This window comes from Polyangium mundeleinium, assembly GCF_028369105.1.
GTDB lineage: Bacteria > Myxococcota_A > Polyangia > Polyangiales > Polyangiaceae > Polyangium > Polyangium mundeleinium.
In genome coordinates, this window is sequence record NZ_JAQNDO010000001.1 from 6,336,985 (window position 1) to 6,355,725 (window position 18,741).

14 protein-coding genes are annotated in these 18,741 nt (G+C 69.7%); 6 read left to right on the plus strand and 8 right to left on the minus strand.

All coding sequences use genetic code 11. The annotated features are described in order from the left end of the window. Positions 1 to 11: 11 nt before the first annotated feature. Genes POL67_RS25210 through POL67_RS25230 form a run of 5 tightly spaced genes read right to left on the minus strand, consistent with a single transcriptional unit; the run spans position 12 to position 5,772 of the window. Positions 12 to 959, minus strand: coding sequence for an alpha/beta fold hydrolase (locus POL67_RS25210; RefSeq protein ID WP_271921423.1), 948 nt, complete (start codon positions 957 to 959; stop codon positions 12 to 14). After that, positions 956 to 2,233, minus strand: coding sequence for an ATP-grasp domain-containing protein (locus tag POL67_RS25215; RefSeq protein ID WP_271921425.1), 1,278 nt, complete (start codon positions 2,231 to 2,233; stop codon positions 956 to 958). The genes POL67_RS25210 and POL67_RS25215 overlap by 4 nt, the downstream gene beginning before the upstream one ends. Then, entirely contained in the window at positions 2,220 to 3,167 is a 948-nt protein-coding gene (locus POL67_RS25220; RefSeq protein ID WP_271921428.1) for an alpha/beta hydrolase, read from the minus strand. The genes POL67_RS25215 and POL67_RS25220 overlap by 14 nt, the downstream gene beginning before the upstream one ends. After that, positions 3,168 to 4,490: an MFS transporter gene (locus tag POL67_RS25225; RefSeq protein WP_271921431.1), complete on the minus strand. Its 1,323-nt coding sequence runs from the start codon at positions 4,488 to 4,490 to the stop codon at positions 3,168 to 3,170. Position 4,491: 1 nt separating this feature from the next. Next, the gene (locus tag POL67_RS25230) at positions 4,492 to 5,772 is read right to left on the minus strand and encodes an ATP-grasp domain-containing protein (RefSeq protein ID WP_271921435.1); all 1,281 of its coding nucleotides are present in this window, start codon (positions 5,770 to 5,772) and stop codon (positions 4,492 to 4,494) included. Between the two features lie 326 nt (positions 5,773 to 6,098). Here POL67_RS25230 and POL67_RS25235 point away from each other — a divergent pair, with 326 nt between their 5' ends. The 4 genes from POL67_RS25235 to POL67_RS25250 all read left to right on the plus strand — a co-directional run bounded on the left by POL67_RS25235 (position 6,099) and on the right by POL67_RS25250 (position 9,708). Continuing rightward, complete coding sequence (locus POL67_RS25235) at positions 6,099 to 7,232, plus strand: 50S ribosomal protein L11 methyltransferase (protein WP_271921437.1); 1,134 nt, start codon at positions 6,099 to 6,101, stop codon at positions 7,230 to 7,232. Positions 7,233 to 7,261: 29 nt separating this feature from the next. Then, on the plus strand, positions 7,262 to 8,704 hold the full coding sequence (locus POL67_RS25240) for an iron-containing redox enzyme family protein (RefSeq protein WP_271921440.1): 1,443 nt from the start codon (positions 7,262 to 7,264) through the stop codon (positions 8,702 to 8,704). Then, positions 8,692 to 9,021 (plus strand): Rieske 2Fe-2S domain-containing protein, encoded by a 330-nt coding sequence (locus POL67_RS25245; protein ID WP_271921443.1) that lies wholly within the window; start codon positions 8,692 to 8,694, stop codon positions 9,019 to 9,021. Before POL67_RS25240 ends, POL67_RS25245 begins: the two co-directional genes overlap by 13 nt. Before the next feature lie 198 nt (positions 9,022 to 9,219). Continuing rightward, on the plus strand, positions 9,220 to 9,708 hold the full coding sequence (locus POL67_RS25250; protein WP_271921446.1) for a hypothetical protein: 489 nt from the start codon (positions 9,220 to 9,222) through the stop codon (positions 9,706 to 9,708). Here the strand turns inward: POL67_RS25250 and POL67_RS25255 are convergent. Continuing rightward, positions 9,679 to 10,869: a hypothetical protein gene (locus tag POL67_RS25255; protein WP_271921448.1), complete on the minus strand. Its 1,191-nt coding sequence runs from the start codon at positions 10,867 to 10,869 to the stop codon at positions 9,679 to 9,681. The two genes, POL67_RS25250 and POL67_RS25255, sit on opposite strands and share 30 nt — an antisense overlap. A gap of 134 nt (positions 10,870 to 11,003) precedes the next feature. Between POL67_RS25255 and POL67_RS25260 the strand changes: the two genes are divergently transcribed. Then, on the plus strand, positions 11,004 to 12,884 hold the full coding sequence (locus tag POL67_RS25260) for a hypothetical protein (protein WP_271921450.1): 1,881 nt from the start codon (positions 11,004 to 11,006) through the stop codon (positions 12,882 to 12,884). A 20-nt stretch (positions 12,885 to 12,904) separates the two neighbouring features. Here the strand turns inward: POL67_RS25260 and POL67_RS25265 are convergent, their stop codons facing one another. Further along, complete coding sequence (locus POL67_RS25265) at positions 12,905 to 15,925, minus strand: hypothetical protein (protein ID WP_271921452.1); 3,021 nt, start codon at positions 15,923 to 15,925, stop codon at positions 12,905 to 12,907. Between the two features lie 297 nt (positions 15,926 to 16,222). Here POL67_RS25265 and POL67_RS25270 point away from each other — a divergent pair, with 297 nt between their 5' ends. Then, positions 16,223 to 17,434 (plus strand): winged helix-turn-helix domain-containing protein, encoded by a 1,212-nt coding sequence (locus POL67_RS25270; protein WP_271921453.1) that lies wholly within the window; start codon positions 16,223 to 16,225, stop codon positions 17,432 to 17,434. 6 nt (positions 17,435 to 17,440) lie between these two features. Here POL67_RS25270 and POL67_RS25275 read toward each other — a convergent pair whose 3' ends face one another. Then, on the minus strand, positions 17,441 to 18,364 hold the full coding sequence (locus tag POL67_RS25275; RefSeq protein ID WP_271921455.1) for an ADP-ribosylglycohydrolase family protein: 924 nt from the start codon (positions 18,362 to 18,364) through the stop codon (positions 17,441 to 17,443). Positions 18,365 to 18,741: the final 377 nt, after the last annotated feature.

Sequence of the window (18,741 nt, forward strand, 5' to 3'; positions counted from 1 at the left end):
GCCTTGCGTGATCAGGCAAGGCGCGGAGCTTCGGCGCGCGCCCAGAAGGCGCGCAGGATCCGGAGCACCTCGTCGGGCTCCTCGACGTGCGCGAACGAGCCGCTGCGCTCGAGGACATGAAATTCGGCCGAGGGCGCGAAGGTCAGGAACTGGCGCTGCAGGGCAGGGTAGAGCGCCCGGTCGAAGCGGCCGGCGAGCACGAGCATCGGGACGGCCACGTCTTTGAGCCGCGGCCGGAAGTCCGGAATGCGGGCGACCTCGCCGCCGATGATGAAATCGACGTCGGCCCCGCAAAACAGCGGATACAGCTCGACGTTGCGAGCGCCCGGCTCCGTGGCGAGCCGGCGGGCGTTGTCGGGGTTGAAAAACCGCACGAGCGGCGCGGCCACGGAAAACTCCCGCTGCATGCGCGGATCGGTCGAGGGAATGCCCTCGGCGCGCATCGCCTCGATCCGCGCCCATACCTCCGGACACTGGTTCGCGAGCTCCCGGTTGATGTTGGCATGGTTTTGCTGCCACATCTCCGGGCTGTGCACGCTGTTGGCGAGGACCAGCGTGCGCACGAGGGCAGGGTGGTCGAGGGCTAACGCCTGCGCGAGGAGCCCGCCGTACGAGAATCCGTACAAATGTACGGGACCGACGCCGAGGGACCGGAGCAGCGCGGCCACGTCGGCGACGTCGCTCTCGAACGTGATCGACCGCAAATCGGCGGGGACGTCCGAACGGCCACGCCCATGGAGGTCGACGTACACGACCCGATGGTCGGCGGCGAGCGCGTCGAAATGCGGGTGAAAGATCACGTGCGAGCCGGCGGGGCCGAGGCCGGAGAGCAAGACCACGGTCTCGCCCGCGCCGGCCTGCTCCACCCAGAGGCGATGCCCGCCGACGTCGTGGAGCCGCCCGTCCGGGTGAACGAACGATCGAGGCTCCACGGGCGCGGCAGGTTTGTCCGTGCTCATGCTTGCGCTCCCTTGGAATCGTCGAGCCAGAGCCGCCGCTCGATGTCACGGATCTTGTGGTAATCGGCGTGCACCTGGGAGCGGTCCGCGTGCGCGAGGACCACGAAGCCGAGGTCCAGGCTGCCGAAGAGATCCCTCGTGGGCTCGAGACAATCTCCGTTCCGGAAGCGGATGGCCGAGAAATGGTGGCTCACGAGCGCCTCGACCTCGCCGAAGATCTCGACGTTCCGCACGATGCCCGGCCTTCGGACGATCAGGAAGACCACGAGGACGTGGGTTTGCAGGCCAAACCCTTCCCGGACGTGCCCGAGCCGGGCGAAATAACGCACGGTCCGGTCCACCTGGCTGTCGCCGGTCGCGATGCGGCAGAACCTCGGCTGTCCACCGCCGTGCGGGCGCGCGCCGATTTCGATGAGCCGCGGGCCCTCCCGGGTGAGCATCAGCTCCACGTGCGCCGCGCCGAACCGGAGCCCGACCGCGTCGAGCACGCCACGCGTGTAGCCGATCAAGCGTTCGATCCCCGGTGTTTTCGGGGACAACCATTCCATGCGCTCGTAGACCGCCATGTACGGGCCGTTGTCCACCTTGTGGTAGCGGCACACGTCGGTGACGGTGTGTTTTCCCTCGTAGCTGAACGTATCCACCACGTATTCGGTGCCGGTCACGTATTCCTGCACGAGGAGCCGATCGTTGACGATGCCGAGGCGGTTCGGGCGACCCAGCATCGAATCGAAGACCTCCCGCCACCCTTCGCCGCGGGGCACGCGGGTGACGCCGTCGGTGCTGGCGCTCTTCGGCGGCTTGATCACGAGGTCCCGGCCGGCGAGGCTCGAACGGCGGAGCCACGCGTCGACCTCGTCGGCGTCGCTCGTGCAGAGCTGCCGGAGGATGGGGAGGCCGGCCCGGGCCACGGCCGCCGCCATGTCGCCCTTGTGCCGGCGCGCGCTCGCCTTCTCGGGGTCGTTGGCGACGTCCGGGACGACGAGGGGCGCAAGCGCGTCCGCGAGCTCCACGCCGGACTCGCAGCCGGGCAGCACGCACCGAGGGCCGAGGGCCCGCAGGCGCTCCACGAGGGGTTCGAGGTCCTCGGTCGCGGTGAGGATCGTCTGGAAGTGCTCCGGCCGGTAGGAGGCGGCGTAGACGGCCGGCGGCGCAGGGCTGGAGGCGACCGCCACCACCGGGACGCCGGCCGCCTTGAACGCGGGCGCGAAGAGGGCGCCCGAGGAGTAGGGGTCGACGATCACGACCGGCCCGTTCGGGTCACTGCGAGGCATGGTCGCCCTCCGCGCAGGCGAGCCGGGCGGCCCGGCTGCAGAACCTCGCCCACGCGTCCTCGACCGCAGGGCTGAGCCCTCGCGCGCGGACGGCCGAGTGCACGAGCCCGGGCTCGATCACGAGGTCGACGGGGATGCCATGCGCGCGGAGGCGGCTGGCGTAGCTTTCCGCGTCGACGCGGAGTGAATCGAGCTCCGCGCCCATCAGGTACGCAGGCGGCAGGCCATCAAAGGCCCCGCGGACGAGCGGAGAGACGTACGGATGCTCGACCTGCGTGGGATCGGGGGTGTAACAGGCTGTGTAGTATTCCATTTCGCCACCTGTGAGCAGCGGCGCGTCGGCGCCGCCGCGGCGCCAGCGGGTGAAGTCGAGGACCGGGCTGATGAGGGCCTGGCCGCGGAGCGAGGGGCCGCCGCGGTCCCGGGCCATCATGGCGACGGCGACGGCCATGTTCGCGCCGGAGCTGTCGCCGGCGAGGACGATGCGGTCCGGGTCGACGCCGAGCCGCGCGGCCTCGACGACGATGCCCGAGAGCGCGCCGTAGCAATCCTCCAGGGCCGCCGGAAACGGGTGCTCGGGCGCCATCCGGAAGTCGGGCGCGACGGTGACGAGCCCCGAGCGGCTGGCAAGCTCGGCGACGACGGTGTTATGCGTCTCCAGCGAGCCGACCACGAATCCGCCGCCGCGAATGTAGACGAGCAGGCCGCGGCCCACCGGGGCGCGCGGGCGATAGACGCGCACCCGCAAGCGCCGCCGCCCGTGGGCGACCACGTCGTCGGTGAGGGTCACGTCCGGCGGAATTTCATACGGGAACTCCCGGGTGAGCCCGAGATAGAGGGCGCGCTGCTCCGCGAGGGGGCGCGTGTAGAAATCGGGCGGCATGGCCCGGTTGCATCGGTCGATGAATGTCTGGAGGCCGTCGGCGAGGCGCATTCAATCCTCCTCGGGGGCGCTCGGGGCGCCGGTCGGGGTCGAAGGGCAGGGCGAAAGGGCGCGGCCACGCGCGACAGCCCAGCGCTGGGCCAGGCCGTCGCGGATGCCGCGGCGGAGCAGCACCGGCAGGCAGAGGCAGGTCCCGAGGCCGCCGATCCACACGGCGCCGCGGAGGCCCATGAGCTCGATGGTGAGGGACGCGATCAGGCTGCCGAGCGGGATCGTTCCCCATAACAAGAACCGCTGGACCGCGTTGATCCGGCCGAGCAGGTGCGGGGGCGTGGCCGTCTGGCGCAAGGTGAGCGAGGTCGGGCCGAACGCCCCTTCGCCGGCGCCGTGCAGCACGCTGGCCGCGACGAGGGCGACGGCCGAGCCCGCGCTCCCGGCGACCGGAATGAGCACGAGGCCCGTGACCGACACGCAAGCGCTGGCGACGAGCGTGGTGGCGACGCCGAGCCGGTCGACGAGGCGGGACGAGAGCAGGTTTCCAATCGGGAAGCCGAGCGCCGCCGCGCCGACGACCACGCCGCAGCCGGTCGGGCCGAGGCCCAGCACGTGGCGGCAATACAGCACGAGGCTCGCCTCGATCATGCTGAGGAAGAGCACGTAGACGGCGCCGCACAGAATCACGGGCTCGAGCTCGGAATGGCCAAACACGAAACGGAGGCCTTCGCGAATGTCGTCGAGCATCCAGCCGGGCTTGCGGGCCCTCGGCGCGCGCGCTGGCTCGCGGTGCCGGATCGCGGCGACCGAGAGCACGGAGAGCACGAACGAGCCCGCATTGGCGGCCACCGCGACGACGGGCCCGAGGACGGCGATGACGGGCCCCGCCAGCACGGGCCCGAGCGTCCGCGACACGGATTCGGAGAAAAACAGGCGCGCGTTGCCCCGCTGCAAATCGCGCGCGTCCGGGAAGAGCTCGGGCAGATAGGACGTGTAAGCGACCTGGAAAAAGAGCGTCGCCGTGCCGGCGAGGGCGACGAGCACGAGGAGCCAGGGCAGCGAGAGCACGGAGGTGAAGGCGAGCGCCGCGATCGTCAAGAAGATCGCGGCTTGCGAGGCGTCGCAGAGGATCATCGTGAGGCGCCGCGGCAATCGGTCGACGACGGCCCCCGCCGGCAGGCCGAACAGCAAAAAGGGGACGAAGAGGGCAAAGGGGAGCAGCGCCGCCTCCGAGGCCGAGGCGCCGATCACCGTGACGGCCAAGAGAGGCAGCGTGAGCACCATGAAGTGATCACCGAGCAGGTTCAGCGACTGGCCGGCCCACAACACACGGAAATCACGCCGGGCCGAAGCGGCGGCGTCGCTCGTCTGTGTCGTCATGTTATTGTCCGCCTCCCGCGGCCTTGGGTGTCATCTTGGCGTGCAGCTTGATCGCGTGCGCGGCCACCTGGGCGCCGACGGCGCACTCCACCGCGGTTTTTCCGGACACGACCACGTACGCATACCGGCTCGTGACATGGCCGGCCGGCGGCAGTTCGAGGTATTGCCCGGGCGCTGCGAGGGCAGCCGCGACGTCCACGGAAACCGGAAGCGCAGTCTTGTCCACCTCGACGGCAGAGACCGTCGTGTCCTCGACCGGATAGAGGAAATGCACTGAGGCGACCCGCAGCCGGCTCGGCGTGACGCGCAGCGGGCGTCCACACGCGACGTCCACGGCGACCTGCCCCGGATCGATGCCGGAGGCGACCCAGCCGACGTAGGGGATGAGGTCGCCGCCCAGGCGGGCGTTGATTTCGATCACCTTGGGACCGGCCTCGGTGAGGCGCAGCTCGGTATGCGTGATCCCGGTCCGGAAGCCGACCGCGCGGTGCGCCGCGTCGAGCACGCGGAGCAGCGCCGGGTCGAGCAGCAGCGGATCCCGCGCGTCCACGACGTGCCCGATTTCCTCGAAATGCGGGGGGAAGCCGAGGATCTTGCGCGCGACGAAGAGCGGGATCGGGCGGCCGTTCACCCACGCGGCGTCGACGCTGATCTCCGGCCCTTCGAGGTATTCCTCGACGAGGACGCTCGCGTCGTAATGGGGGACGCCGTCCTCCGTGGACGTCCTGGCGTGGTGATAGGCGGCGGCGAGATCGTCGGGGCTCTCGACGCGGCTCACGCCGATGCTCGCGCCGAGCGCTCGTGGCTTGACGACGACCGGATAACCGATCTTCCACGCCGTCTCCGCCGCTTCCTCGACGGAAGACACCAGCTTGGAGATCGCCTGCGGCACGCCGGCCGCGGCCAGGGCAAAGCGCGTCTGGTGTTTGTCGCGGCACCGGCCGACCGCGACCGGCGCGGTGCCCGGCAGGCCGAGGGCCTCCGCGACGCGGGCCGCGTGGACCATGCGAATCTCGTCCCAGCAGATCACGCCGTTGATCGCGACGCGCGCCGCGACCTCGCGGGCGGCGGCGATCATGGCCTCCGCGTCGAGCGTGTCGACGATCTGGTGATCCGCGATGTACGACCGTTCCCACGTGGGCTCCCGGTCGAGGAAGAGAAAGACCCGCGCGGACGCGGAGATCATGCGCAAGAGATATTCGCGGTAAAGGTGATACCCGCTGCTCACGAGCAGGATGGTGGGGCGGCCGTTCGGGTCTGCGTTCGGGTGGGTCGTGGGCATCGTGGTCTCCTGGTTTCTCGTCGTGGGGGTCGAGCCCCTCGGCGCCGGCTCCCTCAAGCGTCGTGCCATCGAGCCCCGCTCCCCTCGCGGCGCGGGATCCAGCGCATTTGTCGCGGGTTCGTCGGCCGGACGAACGGGGCTTCTTTGCACGGTCACGCAAAACCCTGCAGGGGAACGCAATGCCGCGGCATGCTCGGGTTCGGCAGGCGCGCGTCGTGGCGGCGCGGGCGGCGGCGCGGCGCACGGCCCGGAACGCCGCGAATTGTGTCTGGCACGCGGAATGCTGTGGGGAGGCTCGCGGCACACCGCCCCAAGGAGGACACCACGTGAAGTTGTACAATGGAATGGGCGCGCAGAAAAAACCGACCGCGTCCAATGTCGGCCCGCAGTCGAGCGGGGAGCAACGGCGAACGCCCCGCGCGAAGCTACGCGTCGTGGCCGATCGAGCGCGCGCGAGCGCCCTCGTCGAAGAGGGCCGCCGCCTCGCCGCGGGCTCTCAACTGGAGCGGGCCCTCGAACGATTCGAGGAGGCCTCGACGCTCGACGAAGGCAACGAGGCCATCCTCCTGACGATGAACGGGCTTCAGCGCAAGCTCATTCCGCGCTGGCATTTCGCGATGCTGAACGATCACGAGCGCAACCGGGCCTTCGAGCGAGCGCTCGGGACCGCCATCGGAGACTCGCATTGCACGGTGCTCGACGTGGGCTCCGGGACGGGGCTCCTTTCCATGATGGCGGCCCGCGCGGGGGCAGGGGCCGTGTTCACCTGCGAGTCGGTCGCGGCGATCGCGCGGCTCGCGCGGCGGATCATCACGGAGAACAAACTCGACCATCACATCTCGGTCATCCCCAAGGTATCGACCGACCTCGTCGTCGGCCGGGACATGCCGAGGCGCGCCGATTTGCTGGTGACCGAGACCGTCGATTGTGGGCTGCTCGGCGAAGGGATTCTCCCGATCGTCCGCCACGCGCGGGAAAAACTCTTGCGGCCCGAGGCGACGATCATCCCGGGGCGGGCGAAGGTCCGCTTCCAGCTCCTCGAGAGCGACGCCGTCCACCGCAACAACTTCGCCTTCGAGGCAAGCGGCTTCGACGTGAGTCTGTTCAACCAGGTCTCGACGAAGACGTACTTTCCGGTGCGCCTGCGCGCGCACCCGCACGTCTTCCTGAGCCCCGCCGCCGAGGCCTTCGAATTCGACTTCGCGCGGGGTCCCCTGGATCCGCGCACCCGCGAGGTCCCGCTCACGACGACCCGGCGCGGCCGCGTCCACGGCATCGCCTTCTGGTTCGAGCTCGATCTCGGCGGCGGGGTCGTCCTGACGAACGCCCCGACGAACCCCCAGAGCCACTGGATGCAGGCCGTCCAGTGTTTCGAGGTGCCGATCGACGTCGAGCGCGCCGAGGTCGTGACCGTCACGTGCAGGCACGACGACACGAGCCTTCGCTTCTCGCTCTCTTGATACCCAAGGCCGATTCCCACGGAGTGACGATGCAGCACAAGAAACACATCCCCCTGGACGAGCGCACGAAATCCCCGGTCGTCGACGATTACGACATTTTCGCTCGATGCCTGCAGGCGTACGGCGAGAGCGACCTCTACGCCGACATCGAGACCTGGCTCGTCGAGGACAACCCCTACCGCCGCCCGCTGCGGCCGCACGTGTTCAAATACCTCGACTTCCGGAAGCCGCTCACCCGTGACGAGCTGCTCACCTACACGAGCCTCACGGCCAGCCGCACGCTGCTCACCCTGTACGAGAGCGATTTCGTCCTGCTCCCGCGCCGCGATCTCGCCTCGAAGCGCGCCGATCTCGACGAGTTTTACGGGCGGCGCGCGCAGGTCCTCGGCGCCGTCGTGCGGCCGTGGCTCGAGTCGTACCTGTTCGGCTTCCTGGACGACACGATCTCGGTATCGGGGCGCTGGACGCTCGCCTCGATGAAAGAGTATTTCGAGAGCTTCCTCGCCGAGGAGCGGCAGCGCACCGCGTGTTCGATGGCGACCACCATCCTCGCCTCCGCGGACCCAGAGCACGCGGCCCGGACGTGCCTCCTCCAGCTCGCCGGGGATTTCCTCCTCGAATCGTCGGCGATGGGTCGGAACGTGGGCGGCCATTATGGGCCGCTCCAGTCGGAGATGTTCAAGATCCTCATCGACGAGCTCGGCTACGGCGTTCATCAGACCCGGCACAGCTCGCTCTACGAGGGCGCCCTGGAGAGCGTCGGCCTCGCCTCGACACCGCACACGTACTGGCAGTTTTACCTCGGCTCGTCGCTCCTCCTGAACAACTACTACAATTACGTCTGCCGCAACCACGGCCGGTTTTTCCGGTACGTCGGCGCGCTCTTCCAGGCCGAGACCGCCTTCATCGCGCTCTGCCGGCGCATGGCGGACACGCTCCGCCAGGTCTTCGGCTCGCGCGTCGACGTCCGCTACTTCCAGGAGCACGCCCATATCGATGGGCACCACAGCCGGATGGTCTACGACAAGATGATCCTGCCGGCCGTGGAGATGTTCGGCGAGGGGATCATCCCGGACATCGTACGAGGCTTCGAGGAGGGCAAGCTCATCACCGAGATCGCGACGCAGGACTTCATCGATCAGGTCGCCTGGTCCGACGGCAGCGCCCACTGGAAATCCCTGGCCCCGGCGATTCACCGGAACATCGAGCAGAGCCACGACAAACCGAAGGTGCAGCGGTTCGTCGAGCCACGCGGCGAGCTCTCGGTGACGCACGTGCACGACGGCGACGAGCTCTGCTTCATCCAGTCCGGCACCATGCGGTTCGTGACCGGGCACGAGCGGTCCGTATTGCTGCACGCGGGGGAGGGCACGGTGATCCGGCGCCATCGGCTGCACGGCGCGATCATCGAGTCCGACGAATGCACGTACGACATCCACTCGATCGGCGAGGTTCAACGATGGCTGTCGTGACGTTCGATCCGGGTCACGAGTGCTTCGTGATCGCGGGGAGCCTGCGCTTTTTTCTGAGCACGACGGACGGGCGCGTCTTTCACCTGCTGCGGGCGGCGTGCCCGCACCGCGGCGGGCCGCTGCACCTCGGGCGGCTCGACACGAACGCGGGCACGATTCGTTGTCCGTGGCACGACGGCGACGTCTCGCTCCGCTGCCTGCAGCGCGACGCCGCGCCGCTCGTCGTGCGCCCTGGCAGCGCCACGGCGGTCGTGCCGGATCCGGAAGGCGAGCCGATCACGGTCGACGGTCGCCTGGTCCTGGCGACGCGCCGTTGACCGGATCCCGCGCCGGGTGTAGGCTCGGCGCGTTCGGGTGGCGCCATGAAGGTCTTTCGGTAGCAACGCGGTCCTCTCGCCGGGCGGGTCCCTCCGCCGCCCGCGTTGCTTTCCCCGGCGCGCTCCATCGCCGTTCGTCCCGCGCTCCCATGGCGCGAGCGAGCGAGCCTTGCGTTCGACCTTCGCCCCGAGGACCTCATGGCGCCCCGTCTTCCGCTTACGATCAAGCTCACCCGCCGCGCCGTCGCGCGGCGCGACCTTTTCTGCGAGCTCGTCCAGAGAATCACCAAACCTTCCCAGGCCGAGGCGGCCTTCGTCTTTCATGCATTCGCGTTCAAGGCCGACGAACACGCATTCGCCTGCGAGCTCCTTTGCCGCCGCACCGAGCTCTGGCTCTTCCGCGCGAACCAGCGCGCCTTCTGCGGCGATTTTCTGGCCGTCGACATGTCGAACCCGCGGCGGGCGCGACGGCGGGCGTACGTGATCGAGCTGAAACGAGGGATGCCCGTGCGGATCGGCGGCGGCGCGGTGGGGCTCCAGCTCCAGAATGCCGACAGGGCCGTGAAAGCGCTCGCGCGGGAGCGGGGCTTGCTCGGGGACGAGGCCACGTGCGTCACCGTGTCGGGGGACGGGGCCGGCATCCTCGGGATGTTCACGTCACCGCGTCCGACGACGGAACACGCGTAAGGCGTCCTCGGTGAGCCACGCGGGGAGGGGCTCCGCGGCGATCTCCTCGAAGCTCTGGTCCAGGGCATCAAAAAATGCCTGGGTTGCACACGCGCGGCGCCACTCTCCCGCCCATACCACGACGTCCCCGACAAACGCTTCGAGGCACGCCTCGGCCATCGGATCCCCGAAGGGCGGCCAGCAGAGGAACAAGGCACGATCGCCGTGCTTTTGTACCATCTCGGGGCCGCCTTCCAGCACGTCGGTCCACGCGCGACCGCCCTCGAAATACATGTTTCGATACGTACCGTCGGGCGGCTCGTGATCGTACGCCACGACGTCCACGCCCATTTGCCGCAGCAGATAAGCCCAGTAGCCCGCCCCCGCGCCGATCTCGACGATCGGCGCGTGCGCGGCCAGAAGCTCTAATGCAGCCCGCGTCGGGATCGCGTAGGCGTACGCGGCTTTGAGGTCGAACATCTCGTCCCGTAGCTCCCAGAATCGGTCGTCGTCGTCGATCCCAGGGCGGTCCTCCCACCGTTGGAATTCGTCGAGGTAGGGGTTGTGAAGGGTTCCATCGCGGCTCGGCGCGGGCGGAACGTGGTGCACCGAATGACGCTGGTAGACGATCGATGGACCGCGGCGCGTGCGCCGCTCGGAGTCCACGGCCTCGAAGAGCGCCGCGAACCTCGAACGATCCTCGCCGTGCACGACCCCCGCGAGTGGATTCAGGCAGGAGCCATGCAATGCGCGGACGGCGCTGCGCCAATCACAATCGCCCGGGAGTCGCGCGAGATACGCCAGGATGGCCTGCGAAAGCTCGGTGTCGGACGGGCCTTCATTCGAGAGCACCGAAAGGAGCGTGGACAACGTTCCGCTCGACGTGTCGACGTCGAGCGCACGCACGGCAGCGTTCCGCAGCTCGACCTCGACGTTTCCCTCGTCGATCATCACGAGGAGCAGGTGTTTTCCCTCCTCGCCCCCCGCTTCCACGCCGAGACGAACGGCCGCGCGCTGCAAGCGCACGGGAAACCCGGCGACACGGAGGGAGAACTCGGTGGCCGTCGTACGAAGGGCGGCGGTTCCTCGCGCCCGGATGGCGTCGTACACGCGTTCGAGCTCCTCGACCGATTTCGCCGCGCAAAGCTCGGCGACGAGGAAGTGGAGCGGGGCGGCGCTCATGTCTGCTTTGTAGCAGCCTTCTCCCGTCTCGCTCCAATGCGTGGCCGAGACCACGAGCGCGCGTCGAAATCATGCTCGCGGCTGGGGCAAAATGACAGTGGTGCTGTATGAGACCGCGCCCTACGGGAGAAGTCATGGCAAAGTCGACGCGTTGGCCCCGGTTGTCTCGTGGTTCGGATCTGGCCCAGCCGCTCTCCGGTAGGCCGGCGGCGGTCGACGCGACCCTCGTGGTCGCGCCCCGCGGCCTGTACGTCGCGGTCTTCGACGCCCTCCCTCCCGCCGACGAGAACGAACGCGACGACAAGGACGCGCTCCGGGTCCGCGTCTTCTCCCACGATAAGCGCAGCTTCACCGAGGTCCTCGTGCACACGCCGGCGCGCACCGGGTATCGCTTCGGCGACGCGCGGCTCGGAAAGGCGGCGGTCTCGGATGCCGGCGTCGTGGCCTTCGCCGTGGGCGACCGGATCCATGTCGTCCGCCCCGGCGGAGGCGCGTCGCAGATCGAGGCGCCCGGCGCGTGGCCCTTCTTTGATCCCCTCGCGCCCGAGCGGCTGCGCCTCGTCGTGCGCCGCGACGGTGGTGAGGTCATCGAGACACACGACACGAACACGAAGACCCTCGTCGACACGCTCCGCATCGGCAACAGCGGAAACCTCCCGCCCCAGGTCGATCCGGCGACCGGCGATGTCCTGCTCTACGACGGCTGGTACGCGCGTGACGGCGGCGCCTTCGTCCCGAGCCGTGGGGGCGACGGCCCCGGCGATGTGCTCCGCGTCGGCGGTGGCACGCTCTACCTCGGCCGGGACGTCGAGCAACCTGACGCCACGCAACGCCGCGGCCGCGACGGCGGGGAGCTCCCGGTGCCCGAGGCATTCCAGGCCTGGCGACGCGCGGACGTCTGGCGCGCGCGGAACCCGATGCTCGCGAGCGTCGACGGCCGCTGGATCCTCGGCCGTTCTACCGGCAAGAACACGATCTTCGACGCGGAGCACCTCACGCCGGAAGCGCTGCCCGTGGTGCCGCCCCAGCACACCCTCATCGGCCCCGGGATCTGGGCGCTCCTCGACGAGCACCTGGCGATCGCGTCGCGCTTTGGCCTCTTTCTCGTCGACCTGCGCACGGGGCGGCCGATCGGCGATGGGCCGGTCGCGTTGCTCGGCCTCGCGCTCGCCGGCGAGCGTGTCGTCACGCTTCATGAAGACGGCGTCCGCGTCGACGGCGGCGCGCCCATCCCGGTCACGCCGGCCGTCGAACCCGCCCTCGATGGGCTCCGGATCTCGCCCCGCGGCCGCTATGCAGCGGTGCGCTGCGGCAATGCCGGCTTCCCGGTGGTGATCCTCGATCTCGCCGAGGCTCGCGAGGTGCGGCGGATCGAGCCCGCCGCGTTCGTCGCGTGGATCGACGAGGATCGGCTCGCCGTCCACGGATCCACCGGTCTGCGCGTGCTCGACGTGACGACCGGCGTTATCACGGCCCTCGGCGATCTCCCTGGATCCGCCTGCCTCGGCAGCGACGGCGCGGGCCGGTTTTTCGTCGGCACCGACACCACGCTCGTCGAGCGCGACGCCAGCGGCGCGGTCCTGCGCACGCTCACGGTCCCGAAGAAGCTCAAGGGCTACACGTGGCCCTCGGAGCTCGTCGTCCACGGGAGCGAAGTCTACGCGCTCGCGAGGTGCCGCATCTTCCGCTGGGATGCGGCCGGCAACTGCGAGCGCCTCAATGCACTCGAAAACGGCGTCGGGGGCGCGAAGACGGATCCGAAGTTCTCCGACGGCCCGCTGCGCAGCGTGGCCGTGAGCCACGACGGCCGCTGGCTCGCCGTGACCGCGAAGACGAAGAGCCACGCGCTCGGCGTCGTCCTCTGCGATCACGAGGGCACGATCGTCGGGTGGACCGGCCCGATCTTCGGCCGCCGGAGCGTCCACGCCGAGCGCGCCTTCTGCGCCTTCCGCGGCAATACGCTCGTCGTCGGCACCGAGCACGGCGACGTCGGCGTGTATACGCTGCCTGCCTGAGAGATTGGGATCTCCGCAGATCACGCAATCTCCTTCCAGTACATGTCGTACGACGAGGAGACGTCGCCATTGATCCGCGACGAAAGGTCGTCGTACACGCGCGTCACGAGGACGCCGCTCGGCGCGCAGAGCGCCCGCAGCCGATGCACGGTGCGCCCTCGCTGCGTCGTGTACTCCGGCGGCAGCGGGCCCGCGCCGCCGTACCGCGCGGCGATCGCGACGAGGCGGATGCCGAGCGGCCGGCAGAGCGCTTGCTCGATGGCCTCGACGATTGCAAAACGCAGCCATGGGAGCTGGCGGCGCAAATAGAGGCCGTTCAAGAGCAGCGCGGGGCGATCCTCGCAGAGCCCGAAGCCCCCAAACACGAACCCTTGCGCCTCGGCCACGCCCGCGTGAGGCGCGCGCACGAGCTGAAAGCAGAAGGAGAGCGGGTCCTTCCAGAGCGAGAGCACCATGTGCTTGGTGCTCTTTTCGTCTCCGCACCTGTACATCCAGCTCGTGCTGTTGAAGCAGCAGGGCACGCAGTCGGCGAAACGCAAGAACGCCAGGAAATCGCGCCGTTTGTCCAGGTACCGCAGCGTGAGGATGCCGCTCGATCCAAGGGGCAGCGGGCGCGCGAGCGCGGGCACGGGCGGCGCGCCCTGGACGAGCGCCTGCACGGCGTGCTCGGCGCCGGGCAAATGCCGACGAAGGCGCAGGATCGGGCCGCCGGCGACGACGCCGACGTCCTTTTGGAGTTGATCCACGAGGTCCGCCCAATCGCTGGGACTCCAGACCTCCGCGTGGCGTCCCGGCGATACGGGGCAAACAGCGGAGAGCAGCCGCATCCGCTCCGGCGCCTCGACGAGACCACGCACGAAGTCCTCGACATCCCCTCGGAGCAACGTCTCCCGATGTTCGAGGATCTGTCGCACCCGTGCTTCGCCGGTTGCCGGCAGATCGGGCGTGTCCACGAGCGCCAGCACCTCAGGGCCGGGGGGCGTGCCGACGTCGCGCGTGAACGTCCGCACGAAGTCGGCGAGCCACGCGGAAGCCTGATCGCCGAGGCGCTCGGTGAGGTGCGTGAAGGCGCGGTCGTGCGCGCTCCCGGTGCCGGGCGGGAAGAGGCCCTGCTCCTCGATCTGCTCCGCGGCCCAGGGCGCCTGCCGATCCCGCGCGAAGACCTCGTACCGCTCGACGAAGACCTCCGTCGCGCGCTGCGGAGCGAGCGCGGCGAGCGCGTGGAACAGGGCTTTTCGAAGCTGCGAATGCCCGCCACGTTCCATGGATCGCACGAGCGCGCGGTGCTGGATGGTGGTGGCCTGCTCTCCGCCGAGGTTCTGGAGGCACCGAATGCGCGACATCGTGGCGACATGCGCCTCCTCGCCGCGCACGGGATCCATGTCGAGCACGCGGCGCAGGTGGGCGCGGGCCGCGTCGATCAGCGCCACGCGGCGCCGTTTGCGGCTGCTCGTGAGCGAGATCCCCTCGTCGTAATGGGCGCGCGCGGCGCCGAGGGCGTCGCGGAAACGGGGATCACGACGACAACGATCCCAGCTCGACGCAGGGCCGAGCACGCCGAGCGCGAAGGCCGCCTCGGGCGTGACGGGCCCGTCGCCGTCGAGATCGGCGAGCGTGTCCCTCTGCGTGGGAGCGTTCCGGAGGAGAGCAAGGCATTGCTCCGTGATCCACGTGGCGTTGATCTTTTGCTCCTTCCACCAGCGCACCACGTGCGGCTCTCCTTTGTCGGGAAAAAGCAGGTCGTTCCAGTGTTCGGTAGGAAGCAACGCGCGCCGCAGCGAAGCATCCTCGAAGGCGCGATCCACGAGCTCGCGCGGGAGCAGCTCGTCGCGATCGTCGTCCGTGCGCCCGCAATAGAGCGCGATCCGCAGGAGCCATGCTTCGCGGGCCAGCGTGGTCTCCATCGGCTCGGGCTCGCCTGCGAGGAAAGGTGCGTGCGCCGCCGCGCGCCGCGGCGGGACGAGCAACGTCGTCGGCAGGGCACAGACGCGTTTTTCGGCGCGGCGCGCGAAGCCCGCATCGAGGTCGAGGCGCGCGAGCAAGAGCTGGATCGCAGGCCCGAGCGCGGGATCGTCCACACGCTGGAGCCTGCGCCGCGCCGAAAGCCGCTCGCCCTGATCGGCGTGGAAGGCCGCAATCGCGAGCTCGGCGCGGCCTCGCAAGTATCGCCCCGGCGCGTGCACGAGCAGCGCCTCGGCGTGGTCCACGCGTTTTGCATGAAGCGCCGCGCCGATCGCGCCGAGCCATCCATGGCTCCACGCGTTGCGATGGCGCACGGCGCGCAGGAGCGCGAGGACCCCCGCGGGCCCGCGCTCCGGATACCTTGCCATCGCCCATAAAGCGCGCGCCTCTTGCCCTGCGCTTCCCTCGATCCGCGGGACCAGGGCCTCGACGAGGGGGAGCGCGTCCCCGCCCATGACGAGCAGCTCCCGCACGAGCGGCAACGACGGTCGATACAGCCGCGCCTCCTCCAGCGAATCGAGGTTTCCCACGAACGAACACGCGCGCTCGCGCCCCGTATGATGCTCGAGTCCATCCTCGATCCGCGCGAGGGCACGCGCGCGCACCGTGCCCTCGGGCAAGGCCTTCGCGCGTTCGAGCGCCTCTTGCCGCCGGCCGCTCGCAAGCTCGACGCTGAACCGATGGAGCCGCGCGGCTTCGACGCTACCAAAAAGCCCTTCCGCGCGCGCGGCGATGCGCGCGAGCCCCCGCGGCGTGAGGTTTTCCTCGGCGGCGAGCCGCTCCTCCAGATACGTCACGAGCAGCGCTCCCGCCGGGCCCGCCTCACAACCCTCGCGCGCGCCGAGGAGCGTGCGGAGCGCCGCGAGGATCCCCCCGGAGAGCTCGCCTTCGCGGGTCGGGGCGCCCAGATATCGCCGCTCCAGCGCGCGCGCAGCGGCGGCGAGGTGAATCAAAACGACGGCGCGCACGGCGGGCCGACGGAGCTCTGCGGACACGGATACCATTCGACGGACAAAAACGATCCCACGCGCCATCGAGCCCGTCGCAAACGGGTTCGACGCGCCATAGACGGAGTCCATGCGCTCCTCCTTCGGGGCGGAGGCGGACGCATGGCGCGCACGCGTGACGCGGCGTCGAATGGCCAGCAGCTCACGTGCAGCGCGCAAACGTCCCCGTCCGCCCTGGGTACGAGAGACACCAGGGGCGACGATGAGGAGGGACGACCCGCGCTTACACGAAGAAGAAGAGCATGGCGGCGGCGGGAGTTTGCAGGCGGGAAGGGCGTGTTGTCAAGCGCTGCCGCGGTCGCCTGCGTGCTGCGACGCTCGCGCCCTGGTTGGCCCTCGGGCGCGCCACGGCTACCATGCGCGTCCCCCATGAAGGCGACCTTCGATCTCTCGGCCCACCAAGCGCGGCGTATTGCTCTGGCAGCACAAGGGTTTGCCGAAGCGCGGCCGGCGAGCGTGAACCGGCGTCACTTCGCGAAGACGGCGGAGCGGCTGGGCGTGATCCAGCTCGACAGCGTCAATGTCGTCGTTCGGACCCACTACCTGCCCGCCTTCTCGCGGCTCGGCGTGTATCCGCAGGCGCTCCTGGAGAAGGAGGCCTGGGGGAAGAAGCGCTCGCTCTTCGAATACTGGGGGCACGAGGCCTCGCTCCTGCCGCTCGCGCTCCAGCCCTTGCTCCGATGGCGCATGGCACGCGCGGAGGCGGGCGAGCAATGGGGCAACCTCGCGCGTTTCGGCAAGGAGCGGCGCGCGTACATCAAGAGCGTGCTCGCCGAAATCGAGAAACGGGGTCCGGTGACGGGCGGCGACTTCGCCACCGGCCCGCGCGGCGCGGCGGGCTGGTGGTCGTGGTCCGACGGCAAGCGCGCGCTCGAATGGTTGTTTTGGGCCGGCTACGTCACGACCGCCACGCGGCGTGGCTTCGAGCGGGTCTACGATCTGACCGAGCGGGTCCTGCCTGCCGAGATCCACGGCATGCCCACGCCGCCCGAGGCCGACGCCCAGCGTGCGCTCGTCCGCATCGCGGCGCGGGCCATGGGCGTCGCGACCGAGGCCGACCTGCGCGATTATTTTCGCCTTCCTTTGCAGGGTGCTCGCACCCGCGTGCAAGAGCTCGTCGAGGCCGGCGAGCTCCTGCCCGTCAAGGTCGAGGGTTTTTCCAAGCCGGCCTACCTGCATCCCGAGGCGCAGACGCCGCGCCGGATCGCCGCCCGCGCATTGCTCTCGCCGTTCGACAACCTCATCTGGTTTCGCGACCGCACGGAGCGGCTCTTCGGGGTGAAGATCCGGCTGGAGATCTATACCCCGGCCGAGAAGCGCACCCACGGGTATTACGTTTTGCCCTTCCTCGAAGGCGACACCATCACGGCGCGGGTGGACCTGAAAGCCGACCGCAAAGAGAAGGTGCTGCGGGTGCAGGCCTCCCACACCGAGCCCGGCGCGGGCCCGGACACGCCCGACGTCCTGGCGGCGGAGCTTTCCCATATGGCCGCGTGGCTCGGCATGGAGCGCGTCGAGGTGGTGAAACGGGGAAACCTCGCGGGGGCGCTCAAATCCGCTTTGAAGGGGCTCTCTGCGTGACGACGACTATCCGTTCTCGCCGAGCGCGAGCGGCTCGCGGGCTGCGATCCATTCGGAGGGAATCGACGCGCGCCCGGCCGACAGCGCCACCACGCCGCCCGCCATCGCGCACGTCGTGTCCCGATCCCCGAGGCCGCTGACCGTCGTCCAGAGCGCCTCCTCGTAGCTGTCGAGGTGCCGCGCCGCGCACCAGAGCGCGAACGGAACCGTGTCCCAGGAGAGCACACGGTACCCCGATCCGAGCGCGCTCGCCGCGGCCTGGGGATTGATGTCGAGCGGGATCGTCAATGCATTCGCCAGACCGTCCTTCGTCTCGCCGTCGGGCGTATGGCGGAAGGCCGCGCGCAGCAGGGCCTCGCCCGATCGGGCCTCTTTTCCCGTGCCCATGTGCCACGCGACCGCGGCCGCGACGGCCACCGCGACCGCGCCGGCCTGGCCATCCGGGTGCGCATGCGTGACCTCGGCCGAGGCTTTGGCCTGCCGCACGACCTCGTCGAGATCGTCGGCGAAATACGCCCCGAGGGGCGCGACGCGCATGGCCCCGCCATTGCCCATCGATCCCGTTCCGCCGAAGACGGCCTTCGCCGTGAACTGCCACGGGATTTCGGTGAGGATGTTCCGCAGGATCTCGTGGGCCGCGCCGCCGTACCCACGATGCGGCTCGGCGCCGTACCGTCGCGCGAACACGCGGGCCAGCACGTCTTGATCGATCGTCCCGTGGCGCTCGAGCACCTCGACGATGCCCAGGGCCATCACGGTGTCGTCGGTGTACGCCCACGGAGCGGCGGGAACGGCGCGCTCGCCGTTCAGGCGCTCGACGTGGTCGGGGTGCACGAAAAAACGCTCTCCAAAGGCGTCCCCCGTGGAGAGGCCGTCGAGGGCGAGGAGGGCGCGTTCCATGCGGGATGCGTGGTCTGTGGGGCGGCTCATGGGGGGAAGGATACCTCAGGCGCTCCGCCGAGCGGTCCAGGTGATTCCGCAAAAGGTCCAGGCGCGCCCCGTCCCGGGTCCACGCGCGGCTCCGTCGACTTCACGCGCGCCGTCCTCGGCTCCGTGCGGCCGCCTTGGGAAGTCCACGCGTTCGGCGGAGAGCCGCACGCGCTCCCGGCGCAACCCCACGCATGGCTTCGCCGACCCCCAACCGCTCGCCCCTCGGGTCCAGGCGCTACGTGCACACCCCTCGCACGATCCCGGGCCAGGTCCACGCGCTCCCCGGTCAGGTCCACGCGCTCCCCGGTCAGGTCCACGCGTTCCCCGGTCAGGTCCACGCGGGCGGCGGTGAACCCCACAACGTTCCGCATCCACCA